A 20,983-nucleotide genomic window follows, 5' to 3' on the forward strand; every position below is an offset into this window, starting at 1 on the left:
GGAACGCAAAAAAAACCGCCTGCCGGAGCTTAACGCCCGAGAGACGGTTCTATTCATTATCGGAACAGTATAATCAGAGTTGTGTGTTGTTTCAGGACACGGAAGAATCCATCTTGACAAGCTCATGCTCAACCACAGAAGTCAATTCTTCCTCATATCCACCCGTAATCCGGTATTTTCTCACGTACTCCTTCACGAATTTTTTTGGATCCTTAGGACGGAAAATCCGAGTCATTTCCCTCAAACTTTCTTTGACCTCATTGTGACCTTTCGTTGCCATTGTAATTCCCTCCCAAAACGTTGAAAGTGAATGCTCCGTTTAGAGAATGCCGAATAAGTCTTAAATGCCATCCATGAAGTTGTGTGCGCGGCTTAAAGCAAGCTTTAGGTCGGGAACCTCGCAGAAAGCAAGTACCTGACACTATAAATACCCGATATGATTCGGAATGAATCATAATCTTATTGTAGCATATTCGGAAGTATCTTACGACTTGACGATTTCCTCTAATAAATATAACGGTTTTTATGCCCAAAAAGTTTAATTCCGAATCATATGTAGTGATTACGAACATTCTATACGGAATTAATATATCCAGCATAACACTGAACTATTCGGGGGATATTATCACGGACAACCCATACAGTTAAATTAATGGCATCCAAAGGAGGCGTCGTCTCATGGACCGCAAAGAACAGGATATGCTGCCCCTTTCGCATGAAAAGGTGGAAGTAGACGGAGTTTACATCAACGAAGCTGGACGTGAGGAACATCTGCACCGGGGGCAACACTTCCCGGCTGACCCCGTTCTAGGCAAGTCGGAATGGAAACTGACCGAATATGCATTTGATAATCATCACGAAGGAAGAACCGATGAACGTTTGGTTCCCAAAGAAGACGATACCAACAAAAACGGCAAGATCAACAGCCCGCGCAGACAGTTTCAGGGTGGGTAGTGATTTTTTTCGTTAGAAGTACCGATTCTTCATCCGGACAGGGGCAGATCATGCTGTAACTCAGCTGATCCTGTCCCTGTTTCATGTTTTTTGACTGTTCTTTCACTCCATATTATTAAAGGCAAATAAATTCCCAGGTTCAGTTCTGTCCACCTCCCTCATAACCTAGTTAAAAAGGTCAAAGGAGGCTGGACCGGATGTCCCCCATGAAATCATCTAGCGGTCTGGATGAAAATATTGCTGGCATGCTCTGTTATCTGTTTACCTTTGTAGGAGGAATTGTCTTTCTCGCTGTGGAGAAGCGGAGTCGGTTTGTGCTATTCCATGCGCTGCAATCTGTAACGGTCTTTGGCATCATTATGGTCGGGCATGTACTATCAGCTTTCCTTCCGTTGTTTGGCCCCCTCGTGGCATCGCTGTTATCCCTGCTTGGTGTGGTGGTCTGGCTTATTATGGTCGTCACCAGTCTACAGGGGAAGTGGCTGAAGCTGCCGTGGGTTGGCGATTTTGCAGAGAAACAGTTACGTCATCTGTAATCCCCGCTCATCATAGTTAAATAAAACAAAAAAAACACCGAAAACACGACTCTGCTGAGCCTGTTTTCGGTGTTTCGCATCTAAAAGGTCTCTTTCATTTGTTCATGTGATTGAACATTCATAGCATAAACGATGTATGCCATAAACCATTCATGCTGTATATCATCATGATTAACCTGATTCATTATTCATCTTGTGAATCGTCTATTTATAACAGTTAACATAACAATCCTGCTGCACGAAAAGCCTGGCCTAATTCGACTAATTAAGCTGACTTGCCCGCCTCTCCAAGGATGGCATCTGCCTGTTGTTCAGCCATCTTGGCAGCTGTTTCCTTGGTGCCCAGACCATTAAACAGCAGGTTCATGAAGATCGCTGTGAAGCTGCCTGCAATGATACCATTACCGAGCATAATCTGAGCCCAGGCCGGTGCCCCTGCGAACAGCTCAGGTACAACGGTAACCCCAAGTCCCATACCTACAGAACAAGCGATGACAAACAGATTCTCATGTCGATTCAGATCGACCTGACTGCCGATAATCCGAATGCCTGATGATACCACCATGCCGAACAAGGCCACCATGGCTCCGCCAAGAACTGCCCCTGGAACGAGCTGTGCGAGCGCCGCAATCTTCGGTACAAATCCAATGACCACCAGGATTCCACCAGCCACCACAATGACATCACGCGTCTTCACACGTGTCATCTGTACCAGTCCTACATTTTGCGAATACGTTGTATATGGGAAAGAGTTGAAAATACCACCTAACACAATGGCCAGACCCTCTGCACGATAACCGCGGGCCAGATCCTTGGAAGAAAGGTCCTTGTCCAAAATCTTGCCCAGAGCCATAAATACGCCTGTGGACTCGGCCACGCTGACAATCGCCACCAGGATCATTGTCAGGATCGGTACAATCTCAAACGTAGGTCTACCAAAGTAAAACGGCTGAACAACGTGGAACCAGCTTGCATCACGAATAGGGGCAAAGTTCACTTCACCCATGAACCCTGCTGCCACTGTACCTACCAGCAGACCAATCAGTACCGAGATGGAACGGATAAAACCTGTAGTGAAACGAGTCATTAAAATGATGAAGAGCAACACGCCGAAACCGAGTAACAAGTTTACTCCACTGCCGAAATCTTCTGACCCCTGGCCACCGCCCAAATCATGGAAAGCAACTGGAATCAAGGTTAGACCGATAATCGTAACCACCGAACCCGTGACAACGGGTGGAAAGAGCCGAATAAGCTTCCCAAAGATTCCGGAGAAGATCAATACGAATAGCCCTGAGGCAATAATCGCTCCGTAAATGGCAGATACTCCACTGTTCATCCCGATTAGGATCATCGGAGACACGGCCTGGAATGCACAACCGAGCATGACAGGCAGCCCTACGCCGAAATATTTATTTCCCCATACCTGAAGCAGTGTAGCCACACCACATGCGAGCAGGTCAATGGCAATGAGATAGGTTAGTTGTTCCTGTGTAAAGCCCAATGCGTTACTGACGATCAATGGGACAACGACGGCTCCTGCATACATCGCAAGCACGTGCTGTAGTCCGAGGGAGAACGTTTTGATTGGATGCCGATGCCGCTGAAAAATACGTTCGCGTGCCATATTAGTTCGTGCCCTCCTCGTCCGCAAATGTAACCTGTCCATCCGACAGTGCCCCGATGCGAACCAGCGATTCCACACGGTATCCTGCTTCTTTCAGCAAGCGACCTCCTGGCTGGAATGCTTTCTCAATAACGATACCGATACCAACCACTTCTGCTCCGACCTGCTCCACAATGCGGGCCAGACCAAATGCTGCTTCACCATTCGCCAGGAAATCATCAATTATCAGCACGCGGTCACCAGGCTTCATGAATTTCTTGGCAACGGTAATTTCATTCGTCTCCTGCTTGGTGAAAGAGTATACTTTCTCCACCAGAATGTCTTCCGTCAGTGTGAGTGACTTCTGCTTCCGTGCAAAAATCAGCGGTACATTCAGTTCCAACGCGGTCATGATGCCTGGTGCAATCCCTGACGACTCAATCGTCAGCACACGAGTTATATTCTCGCCTTCAAAGCGGCGAATGAATTCCTTGCCCACTTCCTTCATCAGAACCGGGTCCATCTGGTGGTTCAGGAATGAATCCACTTTGAGTACTTGCTCGGACAGGACAATGCCTTCCTGTCTTACCTTGTCTTTTAACAGTTGCATGCAATTCTTCCCCCTGAATGCCCTCTACACAGAAACCCACATGCCAATCCAATCACACGGTAAAAAAACAAAAAAACCGCCTTTTCACACGCTGCGGAAAAACCGGAGACGGGAAAGACGGACTTGTACGTATATGGACAAGCCGTATGGATGCTGCAAGTGCCTGGAAGGATAGATAGAGACATGATGTCACTCTGACACGTCAAGCTCCAAACAGTCTATTCAGGATCAGATGTGAATCTACCTGAACCTGCTTTTCAGTCAAACTGTCTGAGAATGATCTCATTCCAACCATACAAAATGTTGCAGCATCTTTCCCGTAGTCCGATCATTCCGGTGATCGGGTAGAGACATGCAGGCCTATTCCTGCACATATACGAGTAACGGCATATTTAATTTTTGGCTCCATGATTCGTTACAATGTATGATCGCGAACCTGAATATAAATGGTTAAACATAACTGACAATGTTAGAAGTATACCGAATCGACGGCATGAAATAAAGAAGTATTTTCATGGAAATTGCGGAAACTTGTCTTAATTTGCAAACAAAGGGTGATTGGAATGTGTTTTTTATGTACAATATGAGGACGGAAGCGCGGATCTGAACGGATAATGCATGGAGACGCGGCCTATATTTTGAATTGAATGATCAAAGGAGATATGCAAACATGAAAGGCGTACTTAAAGAATTCAAGGAATTTGCCGTCCGCGGCAACGTCATCGATCTGGCGGTCGGTGTCATTATTGGGGCTGCTTTTGGTAAAATCGTCACATCCCTTGTGAATGATATCATCATGCCCCCGGTTGGAAAACTGCTGGGTGGAATCGACTTCAGTCAGAAAATCATCAACCTGGATGGGGCTATCAAAACAGCAAACGGACAGGACATCACCACACTCGCTCAAGCCAACGAAGCTGGGGCTACTGTGATTGCTTATGGTCAGTTCATCAACGTCATGATTGATTTCCTCATCGTTGCGTTCTGTATCTTCATGCTCGTCAAGGGCATCAATTATCTCAAAAGCAAAGAACACAAAAAGCCCGAGCCGCAAAAAACGACCAAGGCTTGCAAGTATTGCCTATCCGAAATTCCGGCTGCAGCCACCCGCTGCTCGCACTGTACTTCAGAGCTCGAAGCAGAAGGCACCGGCGCTCCGGCATAATCACGTTGAACCTTTAAAGACGCACCGAATGAAATTCCTGATATAAATCCTGATGCGGGGGACAACCTCTTACTTGCTAGAGTTTATGTATGAAAAGCTAGCCATATGGACTTCATTAACAATGGGTTGCGTAGCTTAAAGGTTTGAAGGTTCCACCGTAAAGGTGGGGCCTTTTTTGTGCTTAACATACATGTGATACATGTGCTCCCCCATGAATGTCATTCGCAGCCATGCTCATGAACTAGAAACGGCGTGGCAGCAAATGTTCCAGGATCGACTTCAGATCTTTATCTTCTTTGTAAACTTCTTCCCCGGTATCAAGCTCTGTCACGCGAATATATTCAAAGTTTGCCGAAGCATCCACTGGCTTGAACAACAATTGAGCCTCATCTTCCAAACGTACATTAAAACCCATATCCTTAAACATGCTGCTTAACTGACTGTTAGCCGGTTCCTGACCTTGCCCTACAAATATAAGTCCTCTAAGACTTTTACGTTCCTGAGGTTGCGGATAAATCACCTGAAAGTGTACAATGCATTCCATACGATCGTTCCCCTTTCGTTTAAAACATACTTTGTGAAATTTTGAACTTTAAAAACTGCTATATAAGGAGATACGTTTCATGACCCCAGAACGTTTCGACATTTATGACGATCAGCAACATTGGATCGGTACAGCACTGCGCAGTGAGGTGCATGCCAAAGGATATTGGCACCGTTCATTCCACTGCTGGATCGTGCGTGACGAAGGCGAGCAACGACGGGTTCTTTTTCAGCGGCGGCGTGATATTAAGGATACCTTCCCCGGATGTTACGACATTACAGCAGCAGGTCATCTCACCGCAGGTGAACAACTGCAAGACGCCAGTCGTGAGCTGGAGGAAGAACTGGGTGTGAATGTTCCATTCGAGGCACTAACCTATCTATTCACGGCTACACAGCAGCTCCAAGGAGAGGTCGGTGGTGTTCCATTCGTAGATCGGGAATTCAGTGCGGTCTATGGACTATATCTCAACCAGCCTCTCGAAGCTTATGTTCTGCAGCCCAGCGAGGTGGACAGCCTGTATGAAGTGCCCCTGGATGATCTGCTCGCCTTGTTTCGTAATGAGATCGACGTGATCCAAGCTACCGGAGTTCAGACCCAGCCGTTGACATCACCGCCACATTCCATCGGTCATAAGGACCCGTCCAGCGATCATGCAGCTTATGAACCAGAGCGTATCGTTCGCCCGATTCGGGCGAGGGAATTCGTGCCTCATGGTACAGCTTATTATACGGATGTGCTGGAAGCTCTGTATCACGTGCCCAAAGATTGATCACGTAGAGTCCTGTTCAACCCAATCCAGTTCAATCGAATGTTCATAGCTTCATTTTCTCAAAAATAGCATAACTTCATACCCTTACTATCGACTTGACTGGAAACAGATGCTGTGACGAACATCACTGTCATATCTCAAACCAGCACAAACAGGCGTCTGCCTCTCGGGCAACGCCTGTTATATGTACACCCGTATTCGTTACAGCGAGAACAGTATCTGGCACGAGCACATTCACTCAATCACATGTCAATTAGTTGTCGATCTGCCTAGCTCTTGTCATCCTCTCCTGAAGGAGAAGACCAGTAACGGGCAGAGAGTTCGCCGTACCGATGTCCATAGCGGGACTCCAGTTCCTCACCCATATCCTGTTCCAATTCATACAATACCAGCTCTTGAGCAAAATGATTCAGCAGCAGTCCGGTCATCACCGGATGCTCCGTAACTACGGCCTGTGTGGCGCATGATTCCCCGCGCATGCCCAGCATGCACCAGCGGCGGTCCACCACCAGAGAGAATTTCCGACCATTACCTGTGCCATACAAAGGCAAACCCGGCCAAGGTACGGGCTGATCCAGCATGCCTTCCCCACCGTCACACGACCATAACAGCCGCACACCCCGAGCTTCAGCCTGCTGTAAGTCATTACGCAGTAGCTCCGCCTCTTCACGCCAAACGTCTACGACAATCTCATGCTGAGCCTCAGCCAATTCACGACTCAGATTCTCAAACACATTCTTGTCACCTTCGATGTTATAGAAGACAGGCTTCTCCGGTTCACTCTTGGGCATGCTGCTCTGGACATAATCCAGCGAGGTACGCATTTGATCGGAGATCATGCGTGTCATCTCCTCAGGCTTCAGTACACTATACTTCGCCGGTTCCCCTGGACTACACCGCAAGAATCCACGCTGTTCGAGCCGTTGCAGGGTCGCATATACATTGGAACGGGACACGCCCAGACGCTTCGCAACCTCATATCCTGAGGCTGATCCCTGACGGGCGAGTTCCACCATAATTTTAGATTCCATCTCGGTAAACCCCAGATGACGCAAATGATGCAGCAGTTGGTCCATATTCCCGTCCCCCCATGCTGTCAGCAACCCGCACTGCCTCACACTGATGCGGCAGAGCTTCTACTGCATCAGATCAGATCTGTTCGGCACCACAACGCGGACACCACTTCGAACCTTTGGGCAGCTCGGCTGCACAAATCTGACAATTCACCATTTCGCGTGACACTTCGGTCTGTACGTCCACCGTGTTCACAATCGGGTTATTTTCTTTCCAGTAGCGGATGCGTTCGTCCAGCTCCTGCTGACGCTCACGTTCCCGTTGCATCTCTTCATCTCTGCGACGTTCCCATTCCGCATCGAACGCTTCCTTTTCTTCCTGGGTAAACTCGGTACTGTTATATTCCGATTCCGTCTCCAGATCGGCTATGGACGGAATGACCGTGTGATACGGCTCATCTTCCTCCAGTTCCAATTCAGGTGGCGCATCGTAGAAGTTCGGTTCCGGACTATGGGTCTGAGTCTGAGCTACGGCTGCCTCCTGTCTCGCAGCTGTGGTGGCTCCTGCGACTCCTGCAGCTCCTACTGTAGGTGCTGGTTTCTTGAATTCACCCAACTTGCGTCCGCATTTAGGGCAGAAGTTGGCATCCAGGGAAGCGACGTGTCCACACTCGCACAACCGTTCATTCTTGAGCTGTGCAATCTTGTTGCGCAGACCATCAATCTCGTCCTGCAATTCGTCGCACAGCTGCGACAGATCCACCATCTCTTTTTCTGCACGCGTCATATCCTGTGCCCGATAACCCTCATAGAAGATGCGACCCATATCTGTAAAATGGACTTCCTGTTCCTGTTGCAAGCCCACAATCTGGTTGTTCAATTTCCCAATCTCAACGGCGTGCTGGGCACGCTCTGTTGCTTTGTTCGCTCCGTCTTTGATGCGCTGAAGCAGTTTCATGACCATTCCTCCTCTGTCCCGTCAAAACCAATATTATCATTTCAAAATTTTTAGTAGATTAGCATATTACATCCTTCATGCAAAATGCTCAGGCATATAACTTATACGAAATCATGCCAAAAAGTTGCGTAATCTCGTGCAGGTGCCCGTTTTATACCGATACTGGATGAAATCGGGGGCTTTCGTCAAGACCATACGTTCGGGTATAATGAAGCTTTGGCCATACTTAACCGCCTGATTAGGCGACTAACTCTATCATACCAATTTACAATGCGATTGTGAAAAGGGCAAATGGTTTACTTTTAACCGGGATAGTCCTATCCCTGAATGCATACAGAGGTGGATGAAACATGTTAAGTCCGAACTCAACGTTCTACCCCCGTCCGCTCGGGGTTACCCCGGCGGCGTCCCTGCCCCAGTCCCCGTCTGCTCCGCTGGAGACCAGTCGGCAACTCGTGGGCAGTGATCAACAGGATGCCTTTTATTTTCGCTCTCTGGAAGAGGCAGGCATCAAGTTAAACGCACCACAAATCTCGGCAGTCCGTCACGGCAGAGGACCCATTCTGACGCTCGCCGGAGCCGGCTGTGGCAAAACAACTGTGCTGGCTGCAAGAGCTGGCTATCTCATAGAGGTCAGTGGCGTACATGCAGGCAGTATCCTGCTGGTGACGTTCACCAACAAGGCCGCCACCGAGATGAAAGACCGGATCGCGGCTTTGCCAGGAATACGCCCAGCAGCTGCAAGAGCCGTGCAAGCTCGCACCTTCCACTCTTTTGCCCTGACATTGCTGCGTCATTACGGTGTGCAGGAAGAGATCTTTGGCGAGTCGCGAGCCCAGCATACGGTGCTGAAGATGCTTCTTCGCCAAAATGGCATGAGTGAAGCCTTCCAGCCCGAAAGTCTGCTGGCCATGCTGTCCGCATGGAAGATGCAAGGATCGGAAACAACCGATCTGCCTGAGAAATCGCAGGAAGAACGCGATGCCAAGCGTGTCCTGCTTGGTTACGAAGCCTGGAAGCAGGATCGCGGCAAAATGGATTTTGATGATATTTTGCTACGTGCAGCTGCGCTGCTTCGTGATCCTGCTGTTCTGGGGCCGCTTCAGAAGCGTTTTCAGTACATTATGGTGGATGAGTTCCAGGATACCAATCATCTGCAATATGAGATTGTACAGAAACTGGCTTCCGCCCACCGCAACCTGATGGTTGTGGGAGACGATGACCAGACGATCTATACCTTTAATGGCGCACGCCAGGAATCGATTTTGGAATTCGATAAAGTATACCCAGGTGCACGCATCGTGACGCTGGATATTAATTATCGCAGTGATGCACGCATTCTGGGACTCGGAAGCGAACTGGTCGCCCGCAATAAACGCAGACGTGACAAACGGCTGCGTGCCGCTGGAAACCGCGGCGATGCGCCCCGTTTCGCTACACCCTCCAATGCGGAGGAAGAAGCGGCGTGGGTCGTAAACCAGCTGTGTCAACAGGTTGAAGAAGGGCAACACACCTATCGTGACATTGCAATTCTTCACCGGACAGCCAGCAGCAGCCGGGCTGTATTTGAGCAGCTTGTGTTGAAAGATGTGCCTTTTGTACAGCATGGTGCTTCTCCGGTCTTCTATGACCAGTCTCTCATCAGACCCCTGATGGATCATCTGCGTCTGTCCCTTGATCCACGTGCCATGGATGCTCTCCCCAGTGCATTGGGACCGCTCTACGTATCACGTGATGCGGGTCTGGAGTGGATTCAGCGCTGTGAACAACAACAGGCGAAGAAATATCCGCTCATCCATCTGGTGAAATGGGACAAGCTAAAACCGTTCCAGCAGGAACAGGTCAAGGAACGCATTAAGCTGATCAAATCACTGCACAAACTGAAGCCCATCATTGCCATTCAGGAGATGCGCAGACAGTTCTACGACAAGTATATGGAAAGTGGTGATCCCAGCATCTTCACCCATTATAAGGAAACGATGCTGGAAACCCTAGATGAATTCGAAGCTGCTGTCAAAAAATTCGAAACGGTGGAAGAGTTCATTCAATTCGCGGATGAGCTCTCCCGCAGACACCGTGAGATGGAATCTCTGCGCCGTGCACAGGACAGTGACGCGGTACAGCTGATGACCATTCACCGGGCCAAAGGACTGGAATTTCCTTGTGTGTACTGGATTGGAGCCAGTGAAGGCATTGTGCCTCACAGTACAGCACTGCGCCAGGATATTCCTGAGGATCAGAAAGCTGCACTTGCTATGCAGCAGACAGACGCCGAGCTGGACATGGCGCTGGAAGAAGAACGCAGACTCGCCTATGTTGCCATCACACGGGCCAAGCAGTACTTGTATGTCACCTCCCCCGCAAGCCATCACGGAAAGCCAGCGGATGTGTCCCGCTTCCTGCTTGAAGCCTTCGGCATGGAAGTTCCGGACAAACGCAAACCTCGTGAGGAGAGCCGGACGAGCGGTCAGACTTCATATGGTAAAGGTAATGGACCGTATGCCCGCTCGGGCTCGGGTGCTCGTTCCGAAGGTCGGGATATGGCTCAGCGTCGTGCAATCAGCCACAGTGACCGTCGTGAGTTCGAGGTCCACAACGAACGTGACGAGGATCGCCTTGGGGAACGACGTGGCAGTGGTGAAATTCGCAACCATAAGGCATTTAGTACCACAGGTGTGAGTCCGACAGCTGCAAGTTCCTCCAGTTCAAAGTCGCACACTTCAGGTTCAGGTAATGCTGAGCGTACGGAGACCGTTGCGATCTGGAAATGCAGTTCGTCCACCTGCAAAGCGTGGCTAAGACAGCAGCCGGCTGTACCTTCAAAAGCAACCAAGAAGGCATCATCGGGCCCTCCCGCCTGTCCCCTGTGCTCAGGATCGATGGAGGCCGGTACTCGTCAGGTTCCCGTAACGGGGAGATTTGGGAAATAAACGAAACAGGATACCGTTATGGCTCGTTTCAGGGCGCTTTTTGCTGTTTATTAACAGTAGAAGCGTCTTTTTTCCATTTCAGAATGGAGGTTGGATTATGCAGGACGGCAAACAACATCTGTATGTATCGGTAACACATAATCTTATTGAGCAAACACAGAATGAATCTACACCCTTTGAAGTGCTGGTGGATGATGAACAGTTGGGCCGATTGAAAGATCTGATGAAGGTGCTTCAGGATGATGATGCCTATACCTTGCAACGGGCTCCGGTACCCTACAAGTCGGCAGATCATGATGAGGCAACAGAGCAATTTTCGGATGGCATGACCTTGCTGTACACTTTTCTGTATGACCATGGCACGCCGGACACCCGGCAGGCGATCGAGAGCATGAACGTGCTTCCGAGGCTGCAGGATACGGATTACGATGACCCGGGGTACGAGAATTCACCATTGAACAAATGACAAGATGCCAAAAAGCATGCGCAGCCGCAGATCACGCGGAGGACGCATGCTTTTGTTATATGAAGAAGCACAACAGGAACGTGAAATGGATTTAATCCAGACGAATCTCCTGCCCTTTCTCAGCCGATTCGTAGATTGCGCATAGCATGCGCGTGGAAGTCACACCATCCGCGATTGGACTGATCGGTTCTGTACCGTTCAGACAACAATCCACAAAGTGGTCAATCTGGTTCTGGAATGCACTATGAATATGGAGACCCGTATTATCCGTCTGGGGTTCAATATTCAGAATGGTATTATTTTTCTCCGTGACGATCAGCGTCTCTGGCTCCAGTTCAAATCCCCCGTGCTCGCCATACAGTTTCACGGAAGACTCATCCTCACGTGCATGCAGAGTAAAGCTCACATCCACTGCCAGCGAAGCCCCGTTCTCAAACCGAATGAGCGCATTCGCCATATCTTCCACATCATTCACAGCTGCGCTGTAGTCGGCTGCCTTGTAAAAAGAAAGATGTTCGATATGGGCACGATTGCCCAGCTTCCGATACGTATTACCACTGACCGAAACAGGTTTCGGTCTGCCCATCAGATACCAGCATTGGTCGATAATATGTACGCCCAGATCAATCAGGGGGCCTCCGCCGGAACGGCTTTTGTCAGCGAACCAACCGCCTGGATTGCCGTGACGCCGCAGAATGGAAGCTTTGGCATAATACAGTTCACCAAACTCCCCGGCATCAATGAATCTGCGCATCATCTGCATATTGTTATCATAACGCCGCACAAATCCAACGATAAACGTACGTCCACTCTTCTTCACCGCTTCTTCAATCCGCAGTGCATCTTCCACATTGGTTGCGACCGGTTTCTCCAGCAGTACATGCTTGCCTGCCTCCAGTGCAGCAATGGCAAACTCGGCGTGTGTATTATTCCAGGTACAGATACTGACGGCATCCACATGCGGGTCCTCCAGCATCTCCCGATAATCGGTGTACACGGATTGAGCATCATACTTCTGTGCAGCAGCCTTAGCCCGTTCTTCGTTCAGATCGCAGATCGCATAGATGACAGCATCCTCATTTTTGGCGTAACACCTCATATGAAGATCCGAGATTGATCCCGTACCGATCATTCCAATGTGTAGCATTTGTTTCGTGCTCATCTTCGTCCTCCCTTCCTTTTACACAACTTCCAGAACATCATTATCGTCTAGTCTGCCCGCAGCATACCTTCGTAAATACCCGGCGTTGAATTTTCGATCTTCACGGCACCCAATGTTCGGGCATAGAAATCCACAGGTCCCGCTGATCCGATAATGGCATACCCGTACCCATCCGCCTTCATCGCATGCATACAGGCCAGTAACAAGGCTGTGCCTACACCTTTGCCCCGTGCATCCTGGCTCACACCTGTGGGTCCAAAGAAGTTGCGGCATGTCGCTTCGTAACAGGCAAAACCAATCATTTTCCCATGCTCAACCGCAATATAACAGGACACGGGCTGACGTGTAAAAGCGACATCACATTCATCCACCCAAGCCTGCCTAAAATGTGACCTTACCCAATCCAGTACAAGCTGTTTCTCTGGGGCAATGGCTCTTCGAATCACAATGGAGGATTCCTCCAGCGTTCTCAGTCCACTCTCTTGTTCCGGCAAACGATAGAGCGCTACCAACATATCACTCATCTAATTCGTTCCTCCTCGTACTTGAATGTGAAATGGGACAAAGGTTAGGCCACTTACCTGAAATTAACCTGATCTTGCTGCTGATAACCTGGAATACATGCGAACTTTCAAAACTAAACTAACATGCTGTTTACATTCTATGCATTCCAACTGCAACAATGGATCAAGTTGTCCCGTCTATAAACATGTAGCGCGGCCTTAAGGAAGATTTTACCGCGTCAGTACACAGATTAGAAGGGATGAATATTGATGAACAACAACATGAAAAAAGTAAGTGCACTGATGGCCCTATCCATGGCATTGGGTGGTGGAGCCGCTTATGCAGCAACACTGGACAACACACAACCAGTCCATCAAACATCCGTTTCAGCAGATAGTAACGCAGTGAGAGTAGTAAACGTATCCGTGAATGGTGCATCCATCTCTGATGGTTATTGGAATAAGGATGGCAAAGTAGCCATGATCCCGCTGCGTGATCTTACCGACGCACTGGGTATTGAACTGGAATGGAATAAAGAAACTAAAACTGCAGAGCTGACTCGTGGTGCTCTCTGGACACAGGTAATCACAGGCAAGGATCAATATTCCGTGAATAAAATGCTGCTCACGCTGGGCACAGCGCCCGAAATCACAGGCGGCAAATTGTATGTACCGGCTGCTTTTGCTGAAAAAGCTCTGCATGGACAAGTGAACACAACGGGGAATCAAGTGACCATCTCCAGTGAAGAGGACGTGAAGACGGTTACTGAACGTGGTGTAATTACCAGAATCTCGAACCAAGATAAATATAAGTCCATCCAGATTGGCGGTGCAGGTACGGATGGTATTGTGCTCAATCTGAGCGATGAGACAAAATTCATCTCAGTTGAGGGGAAAGAGATTGCACTGACTGATCTGGCCATTGGCATGAACGTGGAAGCTGAGCATTCCCAGATCACTACCCGCAGTCTACCACCACAAACGCCGACCTATAAAGTCACTGTACTGGATGCGGCTACAGCATCTGAGGCACAACCTAAAGAGCTTCTGGGTACAGCGGGTACAATTGAAAATGTAAAAACTGCAGAAGGACTTATCTCACAGATTGAGATCACAGGTACACGGTTAACAGAAACAGCTCCTGACCATGTCGTGCTGAACATCGATAAAGACACACTGATCGTGAACCACGAAGGTGAAACGGTAAAAGCTGAAGAACTGACCAAAGATGCCAAAGTTATCGGCTTTTACAGCCCTGTGTTGACACGCAGCCTGCCTCCAATCGGAACAGCATGGAAAGTGGTTGTGGAAGCACCAGCAGCAGAACTGGAAGCAAAATAATACGGTTTGTGAAAAGCGCGGACTAAGCATGTGCTGATGCTGTATATTGCAAACCACATACATCTTCTGCCATATGTTGAATTGAGTGTGGCGCATCATGATGACCAGCCAGCTACACGGCTAGCCTAATCAAAAACAACCTTATCCGCCTGTCTTTTGACAGGCATGGATAAGGTTGTTTTTTAGTTTATGGAGTTATTTTTTGTGACTATTTAGCGATACAATTATTCCGGTTTCCCTTCATCTTCAACAATCGCTTCCACTTCAATCTCAACCATCAACAAGGGATCAATGAGTGCGCTAACTTCAACCATCGTGGCTACAGGCTGGATCTGTCCAAAAAATTCACCGTGCGCCTTGCCAACTTCCTCCCATCTGGAGATATCGGTCACAAACATCCGGGTTCTCACCACATGCGACATGTCAGCACCCAACTCTTTCAGTGCGTTCTCAATCGTCTGCAAAATGAACCTCGTCTGTGCATAAGGATCACCTGCACCAACAACCACACCATCTTGCATCGCCGTTGTCCCTGCCACTTCAATTCGGTTACCTACACGGATGGCACGGCAATATCCCACCAACGGTTCCCATGGGGAGCCCGTAAAAACCTGCTGTCTGCTCATTCTCTCGTCCCTCGCTTTGGTTGTATTTGTCTCTTCGGATTAAACATGAATTATATCAGTCTATCATCATCTAAAACAATGGAATGAAGTTTAATTTCATCTTAATTCCAACATCATTTTTGAACAGAAAAAAATCCCCTGAACCCATTGTTTAGATCAAGGACAGTCATTCAGGGGATTTCAGGAAAATTAGTATCTTATCTTTAAGAATAAAGCATCCGGATTACAACTTAATATTAGCCTCATCGAAGTATTCTTCCAGAGTTAATCCACTCTTCGCTACATCCAACGCCAAATCCGTACCGATGTACCGGATATGCCAAGGCTCATAGACGTAACCTGTCGTATCTTCTTCACCTTGCAGATAACGGATGACATATCCATATTCTGCAGCGTGTTCAGCCAGCCACTGGCCTTCCTTCGATGTGCCAAATACCTCTTCCAGCACATTGCCTACACTCGGACTGGATACATCAATGGCCAGACCCGTCTGATGTTCACTTCTGCCGGGTACAGAGCTCACGCGATCTGTGTACTCTTGACCTTTGGTTTTGACATTGTTGTTGTAGATGGATACCTGACGCTGATATGAACGATAGCCAGACACCGCACGAAGCTCGATGCCATCCGCCTTTGCACCTGCAAACAACTTCTCCAGTGCCTCGGCAGCTTCCTTGCGCATATGGCGCTTCTCGTGTGGTTCGTCGAAGGAGAACGGTACATTCGGCTCTACCAGATCGTCCGGCTCGTACCCTTCCGGCAGACTGCGTTGCTTGTTGACAATGACGGTCATAGACTCGGCATTCGTCACCACGGATTGTGCATCAATTGTCGTTTGCAGTGCGCTGATGCTGCGTTTCTCCAGCAGTGGATCTTCGGCTGTCGCACCATTGCCATCGTCTGAAGAACCCTGCTCTTCGCCAGCTGAACCATTATCTGACTCACTGCCTGTGCCCTCATCGCTGTTGCCAGAAGATGACGTATCATCACCACCAGCATTGTCGCCGTCCGTTCCCTTATCCTCCGTAAAATGAACCGTTGTGCCGTCCGACTCTTGTTGTGTCTTACCTGCTCCATTCGGATCTTGGCTCTCCTCTGTGCCATTCTGGCAAGCGGCAAGCAATGCTCCGCATATCATTAATGAGGACAGCATAACCACAATCCGGCGCTGTCTTCCTGTACGTGATTTCATATAAAAACTCCTATCGCAATAATATAAATGTTATATAGTTGTCTGCGTGCAGTGTTCCCTGCGACAGTATACCTTAATTGGGAGTGAAGCTCCACCTGTAAAGACCTCCTTTAGAAGAGATCCGGATGAATATATATGGGCTGCACAGCTTGTATGATCGTTTTTTGGACTTTTAGAGCAATATCCCAGTGCTGTACACCATAGAAGTGAAATGAGAATAAGCCTTCATATATCCAATATGCAAAAAAAATGATTATACCTAGTTGCACTTTAACTAATGAGCATTGTTGGATAAAGACAAAATTCATCTTGTACCGGGAAATGAATTAAATCAAATAATGCAACATGCTGCAATAAAAACAAGCAGGGGTGATCTGAGATCTCCCCCGCTCTGATGGGTGCATCATTTGGTTGCCGGGCTGTCCGTCTTCTTCTGGACAGCCTGCCACATCCGCGCGGCTACACGCTCGCGGATCAAGTCCAGCCCTGCGGTGGCCGGCACGCCCGGCAACAGCGCCGTCAGCTCCGGCAACGCCGGCGGCTTGCCTGGTCGCGCGAGGCGCACCTCAACGGCGCCAAAGCCCGGCCCCGGCTGGTGCATGGCGCCGTCCGCGGCGGCCTCGGCGATCCACTCGCCGACGGCTGCGCCGCCTTCGCCGCCCCGCACTTGCGGGCGGCCAGCTGTTTCCGCTGCGCGGCCAGGGCCGCTGGGATCATGGGCGAGTTCCTCCGCCCATGCCCCCAGCACGCCGGCGAGCAGCGCTTCGCGCGGCAGGCCGGCGTGCGCCAGCTGCAGCAGCGGCTCGGCCGCGAGGCGCGCGGCTACGGCGCGCTCAGCGGCCTCGGCATGCGCGCAGCCCGGGCGGCCGCAGGTGCACGCCACGGCCGCGCTGGCCGTGGCTGCGCCTGGCGAGCCCTCGGGCGCGAGCGTTGCCGGCAGTAGCCCGGCAAGCTCCTCAGGCGCCGGGCCGCCGCGCAGCAGGGCGTACAGCGTCAGCGGGCGCTGGCGCAGCTGAGCCAGTACAGCCTCGCGCTGGGCTTCGCTCAGTCGCGCCGGCGTTCCCGTGACCGTGAACATGCCTGCGGCTGATCCGGTCTTGCCCTCAGCAGCGGAAGCGGAAACGGAAACTTCCTGGTCCGCATCCGCTGCTGTATTTACTTCTGCTGTCCATCCACCGGGGGACATATGCAGCTCGATCTTCCATTTTTCGCTCACAACAATCCCCCTTTCTCAACATCTATATTCCTCTGAATGTTCAAGGTCACAGCCACGTCTCACCCTGAAGCGAGATCAGACCACGCAGCTCATCATCCGACATCTCTGTCAGCCAGTTCTCACCTGAACCGACGACCTGTTCGGACAGTGCCTTCTTGCTCTCAATCAGTTCATCAATCCGTTCCTCCAGCGTTCCCTGACAGATCAGCTTGTGCACCTGCACATTGCGATTCTGCCCGATTCGGAATACACGGTCCGTCGCCTGGTTCTCGACCGCGGGATTCCACCACCGATCATAGTGAACCACATGACTCGCACGTGTCAGATTCAGACCTACACCTCCGGCACGAAGAGATAGAACAAACATGGACGGCCCCTCTCCTTTTTGGAAAGTCTCCACCATATCGTCCCTTTGCGCCTTCGACACACCACCATGCAGGAAATACGGTTCTTCCTCATATCGCTGTTTCAATCGTGCTACCAGCAGATCTCCCATAGCAACATATTGAGTGAAGATCAGGGCAGATTCCCCGTTATCGCGGATGGCGTCCAGCAGTTCAAGCAATCGTTCCATCTTGCCGGATGCCTCTGCCTTGCCATGGTCTTTCCGATTGCTGTCCGCCAGCACTGGATGATCACAGATCTGCTTGAGCTTGGTCAGAGATGACAGAACAATCCCCTTCCGGGCAATGCCGTTTCTGCCATCCAGGCCCCCCATCAGATCGTCTACCACGCGTTGGTACAACACCGTCTGCTCCGGCGTCAGCGAACAATAGGATTTCAGTTCAAGCTTCTCTGGCAGATCCTTGCGAATATCCGGATCACTTTTCAGCCTGCGCAGCATGAATGGAGATACCAGTCGATGAAGCTCACGCAAGGATGCTGCATTTTCTTCGGATGGTCCCAGTCCTGTATAACGCTGACGGAACGATGAAGCTGTGCCCAGATACCCCGGATTGAGGAACTGGAAAATAGACCAGAGTTCGCTCAGTCGGTTCTCTACAGGTGTGCCCGTCATCGCAATACGATGAAGTGTAGACAGACGCATCACACTTTGCGCTTGCTTGGTACGGTAGTTCTTAATATATTGAGCCTCATCCAGCACAATGGTGGACCAGTGTAACGAAGCCAAATCCGGCCCATCTCTGCCTGCCAGATGATAGGTCGTCAGTACAATGTCATGCGTCTGCGCTTCTGCCTGAAAATCATTCCCGTGCAGCCGTTGTCCGCCATGATGAATGTACAGCGACAGATCCGGGGCAAACCGCTTCAGCTCACGCTGCCAGTTTCCAAGCAGCGAGGTAGGACACACAATAAGTGCAGGCAGATGAACAGGCTGCTCATTCGTGTGCTGATCCGCCGGGAAAGAATCATCCGATCCATTCAACAGCTCATTCTCACGCGCTTCCTCTTCGGCTGCCTGCCGTTCCTCATGTTTTCGATCCAGCAGACAGGTGATTACCTGAATTGTCTTTCCTAGTCCCATATCGTCCGCGAGACATACGCCGAAGCCCAGCTCACGCATAGCGGATAACCATTGGTAACCCCGTTCCTGATAAGGTCGTAATTCACCATGCAATTCTGCCGGTACCTGACGGGGCTCAATACTGCGAAGCACCTGTCCATCGAGCAGGAAAGCGAGCAACCCATCGGATTCTGCACCGAAGACGGAAAGCCCCTTCCATGCGGAATCCTCCCCTTCATCCGCAGCCAGATGCAGCCATTCGGAGAGAGGCATATATTGTTCTTCTTCTTTTTTCATATATCGCAGGACTTGGCGAATCTCTTTCGTATCCACTTCAATCCATTCACCGCGGAACATGACATATGGAACAGTCGATTCAGCGAGCGCTGCCAGTTCCTCCGCCGTGACCGGTTTACCATCCAGCATAGGCTCCGCCTTGAAAGCAACCAATTGTTCCATGCCCAGTGCCGATGTGGCTCCAGGCAACCGCTCTGTTCCCCGATTCAACATCTGCAGACGCAGTCCCGCACGACGTTTCCCGGCACGACTCCATTTGGAAGGCATCAGAACGGTTATTCCGGCCTTTTGCAGACGCGGAACGGCATGCGTAAGAAATTCAAAGAAACCCTGCTGCTCCAGCTTGATTCCCTCTGGACGAGGTGTGAGCAGCGCCGTCTCCAGTTCAGGTGCCAGTTCTGCTGCATGCCCGAGTGCCATCAACAACTGTTCTGCCGCCGAGGTATATAACACTTTCCCCCGGTCAAGATCACGCTCCGGATGTGCCCAGATGGTACGTACAGGCAACCTCAGGCTCGTTTCCTGCTCACTGTCCACCCAAAAGCTGATTCCCCAGATCGTTTCATGCTCACCCAGCGGCGGCTCCAGCCGGAGCACCAGCTTCAATTGGCCTTCGGCAGGCGCCATTTCTTCTGCTCCTACGACCGGCATCGTGGTTCCACCGGCATCCTGTAATGTATGAATAAAGGCTGTCATATCATCCGTAGGTCCTTGCACCGTTACAGGTCGGAACATCGAGATCAGACTGTTCCACCAGAGCTCACCTACTGGCGAAGATCCACGTCGATATGGTGTGCGGTAACGGGACAACTCACTGTCCATCCCCTCCAGCTCACTCGTCACTACAGCATGAATCATGCCACTCATGAATGAAAATAATACCGCCGCCCCTGCTTCCTCACGTGTTTCCGGTTCCAATGAAGCATAGGCCCCGGGAGCAGCTAATCCAATAGGAGGCATCGCTTCAGCGAGGTCGCGGAAGCGTTCAATGTCCTCCTCTGACTGCAAGCGTGGCCGCCATACTCCTGTCAATGTCTCTTGCCCAGTCCGTCGACGTGCGCCCGTCTTTGCTGCGAATTCAGCCGATGGAGCAATTGCCCCTCGCAACAGCAGCTCCTGTGTGAACTGCGCCGCTTTGATCCAGTAACGCATCTCTTCTCCCACCTGAATTCCGGCTGCGTTGAATAAACGGTCATCCCATTGCAGCAGCAACCTGAAGGCATCCTTGGGCAGGACTGCCAAGCCTTCCAATGTGCGTCCCAGCAGTTGACGCCGCTTCGTGTTCTTGGCTTCAGCCGTGTTCCTCAGCGGATTCGGCCAGCGCAGCTCTGCAAGACGCAGAGCGGCAGGTTGAAACAGACGACCCCCGTCGCCAAAATTCAACCTTCTTACCACGTGGCTCCATGCATCCACACGCGGTTCCGATGTTTCACCGGAAAAACAAAAAAATACGTCACCAAGCCATACTCCATACAGCGATTGCATCATTAAAGTCTCCCGTCATCCCTTCGCATTGTTACTCTCCATCATATACGAAAATGACCGGATTTAAAAACCTTTACCCATAAAAAGTGGTTATTTCGATGGTTAGGGCGTGTCTCAAAACTCACTGAAGTGCATCTTTTAC

General features: G+C 50.3%; 19 protein-coding genes and 1 riboswitch. Of the genes, 7 read left to right on the forward strand and 12 right to left on the reverse strand.

Features of this window, described 5'->3' with window-relative positions:
• Positions 1 to 91: 91 nt before the first annotated feature.
• Positions 92 to 280, reverse strand: coding sequence for a hypothetical protein (locus FS628_RS24290; RefSeq protein WP_017690840.1), 189 nt, complete (start codon positions 278 to 280; stop codon positions 92 to 94).
• A gap of 398 nt (positions 281 to 678) precedes the next feature.
• On the opposite strand from FS628_RS24290, the gene FS628_RS24295 reads away from it, so the two are divergent.
• Both FS628_RS24295 and FS628_RS24300 read left to right on the forward strand, forming a co-directional pair.
• Entirely contained in the window at positions 679 to 954 is a 276-nt protein-coding gene (locus FS628_RS24295; protein ID WP_145325551.1) for a transposase, read from the forward strand.
• Between the two features lie 197 nt (positions 955 to 1,151).
• Positions 1,152 to 1,490, forward strand: coding sequence for a DUF4870 domain-containing protein (locus FS628_RS24300; RefSeq protein WP_047840268.1), 339 nt, complete (start codon positions 1,152 to 1,154; stop codon positions 1,488 to 1,490).
• Positions 1,491 to 1,755: 265 nt separating this feature from the next.
• Here FS628_RS24300 and FS628_RS24305 read toward each other — a convergent pair whose 3' ends face one another.
• Together FS628_RS24305 and FS628_RS24310 are read right to left on the reverse strand one after the other, a co-directional pair.
• The gene (locus FS628_RS24305) at positions 1,756 to 3,117 is read right to left on the reverse strand and encodes a nucleobase:cation symporter-2 family protein (protein WP_145325552.1); all 1,362 of its coding nucleotides are present in this window, start codon (positions 3,115 to 3,117) and stop codon (positions 1,756 to 1,758) included.
• Position 3,118: 1 nt separating this feature from the next.
• On the reverse strand, positions 3,119 to 3,706 hold the full coding sequence (locus FS628_RS24310) for a xanthine phosphoribosyltransferase (RefSeq protein ID WP_036613196.1): 588 nt from the start codon (positions 3,704 to 3,706) through the stop codon (positions 3,119 to 3,121).
• A gap of 300 nt (positions 3,707 to 4,006) precedes the next feature.
• Positions 4,007 to 4,106: riboswitch (purine riboswitch) on the reverse strand.
• A gap of 270 nt (positions 4,107 to 4,376) precedes the next feature.
• On the opposite strand from FS628_RS24310, the gene mscL reads away from it, so the two are divergent.
• Entirely contained in the window at positions 4,377 to 4,871 is a 495-nt protein-coding gene (gene mscL, locus FS628_RS24315) for a large conductance mechanosensitive channel protein MscL (RefSeq protein WP_145325553.1), read from the forward strand.
• Positions 4,872 to 5,112: 241 nt separating this feature from the next.
• Here mscL and FS628_RS24320 read toward each other — a convergent pair whose 3' ends face one another.
• A complete protein-coding gene (locus FS628_RS24320) occupies positions 5,113 to 5,415 on the reverse strand; it encodes a hypothetical protein (protein ID WP_017690846.1) in 303 nt (100 codons plus the stop codon).
• Between the two features lie 79 nt (positions 5,416 to 5,494).
• Between FS628_RS24320 and FS628_RS24325 the strand changes: the two genes are divergently transcribed.
• Positions 5,495 to 6,187, forward strand: a complete 693-nt coding sequence (locus FS628_RS24325; RefSeq protein WP_145325554.1) for an NUDIX hydrolase — start codon at positions 5,495 to 5,497, stop codon at positions 6,185 to 6,187.
• A gap of 269 nt (positions 6,188 to 6,456) precedes the next feature.
• Here the strand turns inward: FS628_RS24325 and FS628_RS24330 are convergent, their stop codons facing one another.
• Both FS628_RS24330 and FS628_RS24335 read right to left on the reverse strand, forming a co-directional pair.
• The gene (locus FS628_RS24330) at positions 6,457 to 7,263 is read right to left on the reverse strand and encodes a TrmB family transcriptional regulator (RefSeq protein WP_145325555.1); all 807 of its coding nucleotides are present in this window, start codon (positions 7,261 to 7,263) and stop codon (positions 6,457 to 6,459) included.
• A gap of 73 nt (positions 7,264 to 7,336) precedes the next feature.
• Positions 7,337 to 8,158: a zinc ribbon domain-containing protein gene (locus FS628_RS24335; protein WP_145325556.1), complete on the reverse strand. Its 822-nt coding sequence runs from the start codon at positions 8,156 to 8,158 to the stop codon at positions 7,337 to 7,339.
• Positions 8,159 to 8,508: 350 nt separating this feature from the next.
• Here FS628_RS24335 and FS628_RS24340 point away from each other — a divergent pair, with 350 nt between their 5' ends.
• Together FS628_RS24340 and FS628_RS24345 are read left to right on the forward strand one after the other, a co-directional pair.
• Positions 8,509 to 11,088 carry a UvrD-helicase domain-containing protein gene (locus FS628_RS24340; RefSeq protein WP_145325557.1) on the forward strand — a complete coding sequence of 860 codons (2,580 nt, stop codon included), beginning with the start codon at positions 8,509 to 8,511 and terminating at the stop codon, positions 11,086 to 11,088.
• A 97-nt stretch (positions 11,089 to 11,185) separates the two neighbouring features.
• Positions 11,186 to 11,554: a hypothetical protein gene (locus FS628_RS24345; protein ID WP_145325558.1), complete on the forward strand. Its 369-nt coding sequence runs from the start codon at positions 11,186 to 11,188 to the stop codon at positions 11,552 to 11,554.
• A gap of 91 nt (positions 11,555 to 11,645) precedes the next feature.
• Here the strand turns inward: FS628_RS24345 and FS628_RS24350 are convergent, their stop codons facing one another.
• Together FS628_RS24350 and FS628_RS24355 are read right to left on the reverse strand one after the other, a co-directional pair.
• On the reverse strand, positions 11,646 to 12,716 hold the full coding sequence (locus FS628_RS24350) for a Gfo/Idh/MocA family protein (RefSeq protein WP_145325559.1): 1,071 nt from the start codon (positions 12,714 to 12,716) through the stop codon (positions 11,646 to 11,648).
• A 47-nt stretch (positions 12,717 to 12,763) separates the two neighbouring features.
• Positions 12,764 to 13,240 (reverse strand): GNAT family N-acetyltransferase, encoded by a 477-nt coding sequence (locus FS628_RS24355; RefSeq protein WP_145325560.1) that lies wholly within the window; start codon positions 13,238 to 13,240, stop codon positions 12,764 to 12,766.
• A gap of 261 nt (positions 13,241 to 13,501) precedes the next feature.
• Here FS628_RS24355 and FS628_RS24360 point away from each other — a divergent pair, with 261 nt between their 5' ends.
• A complete protein-coding gene (locus FS628_RS24360) occupies positions 13,502 to 14,560 on the forward strand; it encodes a copper amine oxidase N-terminal domain-containing protein (protein ID WP_222125286.1) in 1,059 nt (352 codons plus the stop codon).
• Between the two features lie 224 nt (positions 14,561 to 14,784).
• Here FS628_RS24360 and FS628_RS24365 read toward each other — a convergent pair whose 3' ends face one another.
• From FS628_RS24365 to FS628_RS24380, 4 genes are all read right to left on the reverse strand, one after another.
• Positions 14,785 to 15,186 (reverse strand): RidA family protein, encoded by a 402-nt coding sequence (locus tag FS628_RS24365; RefSeq protein WP_145325562.1) that lies wholly within the window; start codon positions 15,184 to 15,186, stop codon positions 14,785 to 14,787.
• Positions 15,187 to 15,409: 223 nt separating this feature from the next.
• Positions 15,410 to 16,378: a M15 family metallopeptidase gene (locus FS628_RS24370; RefSeq protein WP_145325563.1), complete on the reverse strand. Its 969-nt coding sequence runs from the start codon at positions 16,376 to 16,378 to the stop codon at positions 15,410 to 15,412.
• A 403-nt stretch (positions 16,379 to 16,781) separates the two neighbouring features.
• Positions 16,782 to 17,594 carry a hypothetical protein gene (locus tag FS628_RS24375; RefSeq protein WP_145325564.1) on the reverse strand — a complete coding sequence of 271 codons (813 nt, stop codon included), beginning with the start codon at positions 17,592 to 17,594 and terminating at the stop codon, positions 16,782 to 16,784.
• 46 nt (positions 17,595 to 17,640) lie between these two features.
• Complete coding sequence (locus FS628_RS24380) at positions 17,641 to 20,844, reverse strand: DEAD/DEAH box helicase (protein ID WP_145325565.1); 3,204 nt, start codon at positions 20,842 to 20,844, stop codon at positions 17,641 to 17,643.
• Positions 20,845 to 20,983 lie beyond the last annotated feature (139 nt).

Origin of the sequence: Paenibacillus xylanexedens, assembly GCF_007676705.1 — a bacterium.
In the GTDB taxonomy this organism is placed as follows: Bacteria; Bacillota; Bacilli; order Paenibacillales; family Paenibacillaceae; genus Paenibacillus; species Paenibacillus xylanexedens_C.

Bases quoted from the DNA above. Each gene is read 5' to 3' on its own strand.
- mscL (WP_145325553.1), top strand. From the start codon at position 4,377: ATGAAAGGCGTACTTAAAGAATTCAAGGAATTTGCCGTCCGCGGCAAC.
- FS628_RS24370 (WP_145325563.1), bottom strand. From the start codon at position 16,378: ATGAAATCACGTACAGGAAGACAGCGCCGGATTGTGGTTATGCTGTCC.
- FS628_RS24345 (WP_145325558.1), top strand. From the start codon at position 11,186: ATGCAGGACGGCAAACAACATCTGTATGTATCGGTAACACATAATCTT.
- FS628_RS24365 (WP_145325562.1), bottom strand. From the start codon at position 15,186: ATGAGCAGACAGCAGGTTTTTACGGGCTCCCCATGGGAACCGTTGGTG.
- FS628_RS24330 (WP_145325555.1), bottom strand. From the start codon at position 7,263: ATGGACCAACTGCTGCATCATTTGCGTCATCTGGGGTTTACCGAGATG.
- FS628_RS24380 (WP_145325565.1), bottom strand. From the start codon at position 20,844: ATGATGCAATCGCTGTATGGAGTATGGCTTGGTGACGTATTTTTTTGT.
- FS628_RS24300 (WP_047840268.1), top strand. From the start codon at position 1,152: ATGTCCCCCATGAAATCATCTAGCGGTCTGGATGAAAATATTGCTGGC.
- FS628_RS24310 (WP_036613196.1), bottom strand. From the start codon at position 3,706: ATGCAACTGTTAAAAGACAAGGTAAGACAGGAAGGCATTGTCCTGTCC.
- FS628_RS24305 (WP_145325552.1), bottom strand. From the start codon at position 3,117: ATGGCACGCGAACGTATTTTTCAGCGGCATCGGCATCCAATCAAAACG.
- FS628_RS24340 (WP_145325557.1), top strand. From the start codon at position 8,509: ATGTTAAGTCCGAACTCAACGTTCTACCCCCGTCCGCTCGGGGTTACC.
- FS628_RS24335 (WP_145325556.1), bottom strand. From the start codon at position 8,158: ATGAAACTGCTTCAGCGCATCAAAGACGGAGCGAACAAAGCAACAGAG.
- FS628_RS24325 (WP_145325554.1), top strand. From the start codon at position 5,495: ATGACCCCAGAACGTTTCGACATTTATGACGATCAGCAACATTGGATC.
- FS628_RS24320 (WP_017690846.1), bottom strand. From the start codon at position 5,415: ATGGAATGCATTGTACACTTTCAGGTGATTTATCCGCAACCTCAGGAA.
- FS628_RS24350 (WP_145325559.1), bottom strand. From the start codon at position 12,716: ATGAGCACGAAACAAATGCTACACATTGGAATGATCGGTACGGGATCA.
- FS628_RS24355 (WP_145325560.1), bottom strand. From the start codon at position 13,240: ATGAGTGATATGTTGGTAGCGCTCTATCGTTTGCCGGAACAAGAGAGT.
- FS628_RS24360 (WP_222125286.1), top strand. From the start codon at position 13,502: ATGAAAAAAGTAAGTGCACTGATGGCCCTATCCATGGCATTGGGTGGT.
- FS628_RS24295 (WP_145325551.1), top strand. From the start codon at position 679: ATGGACCGCAAAGAACAGGATATGCTGCCCCTTTCGCATGAAAAGGTG.
- FS628_RS24290 (WP_017690840.1), bottom strand. From the start codon at position 280: ATGGCAACGAAAGGTCACAATGAGGTCAAAGAAAGTTTGAGGGAAATG.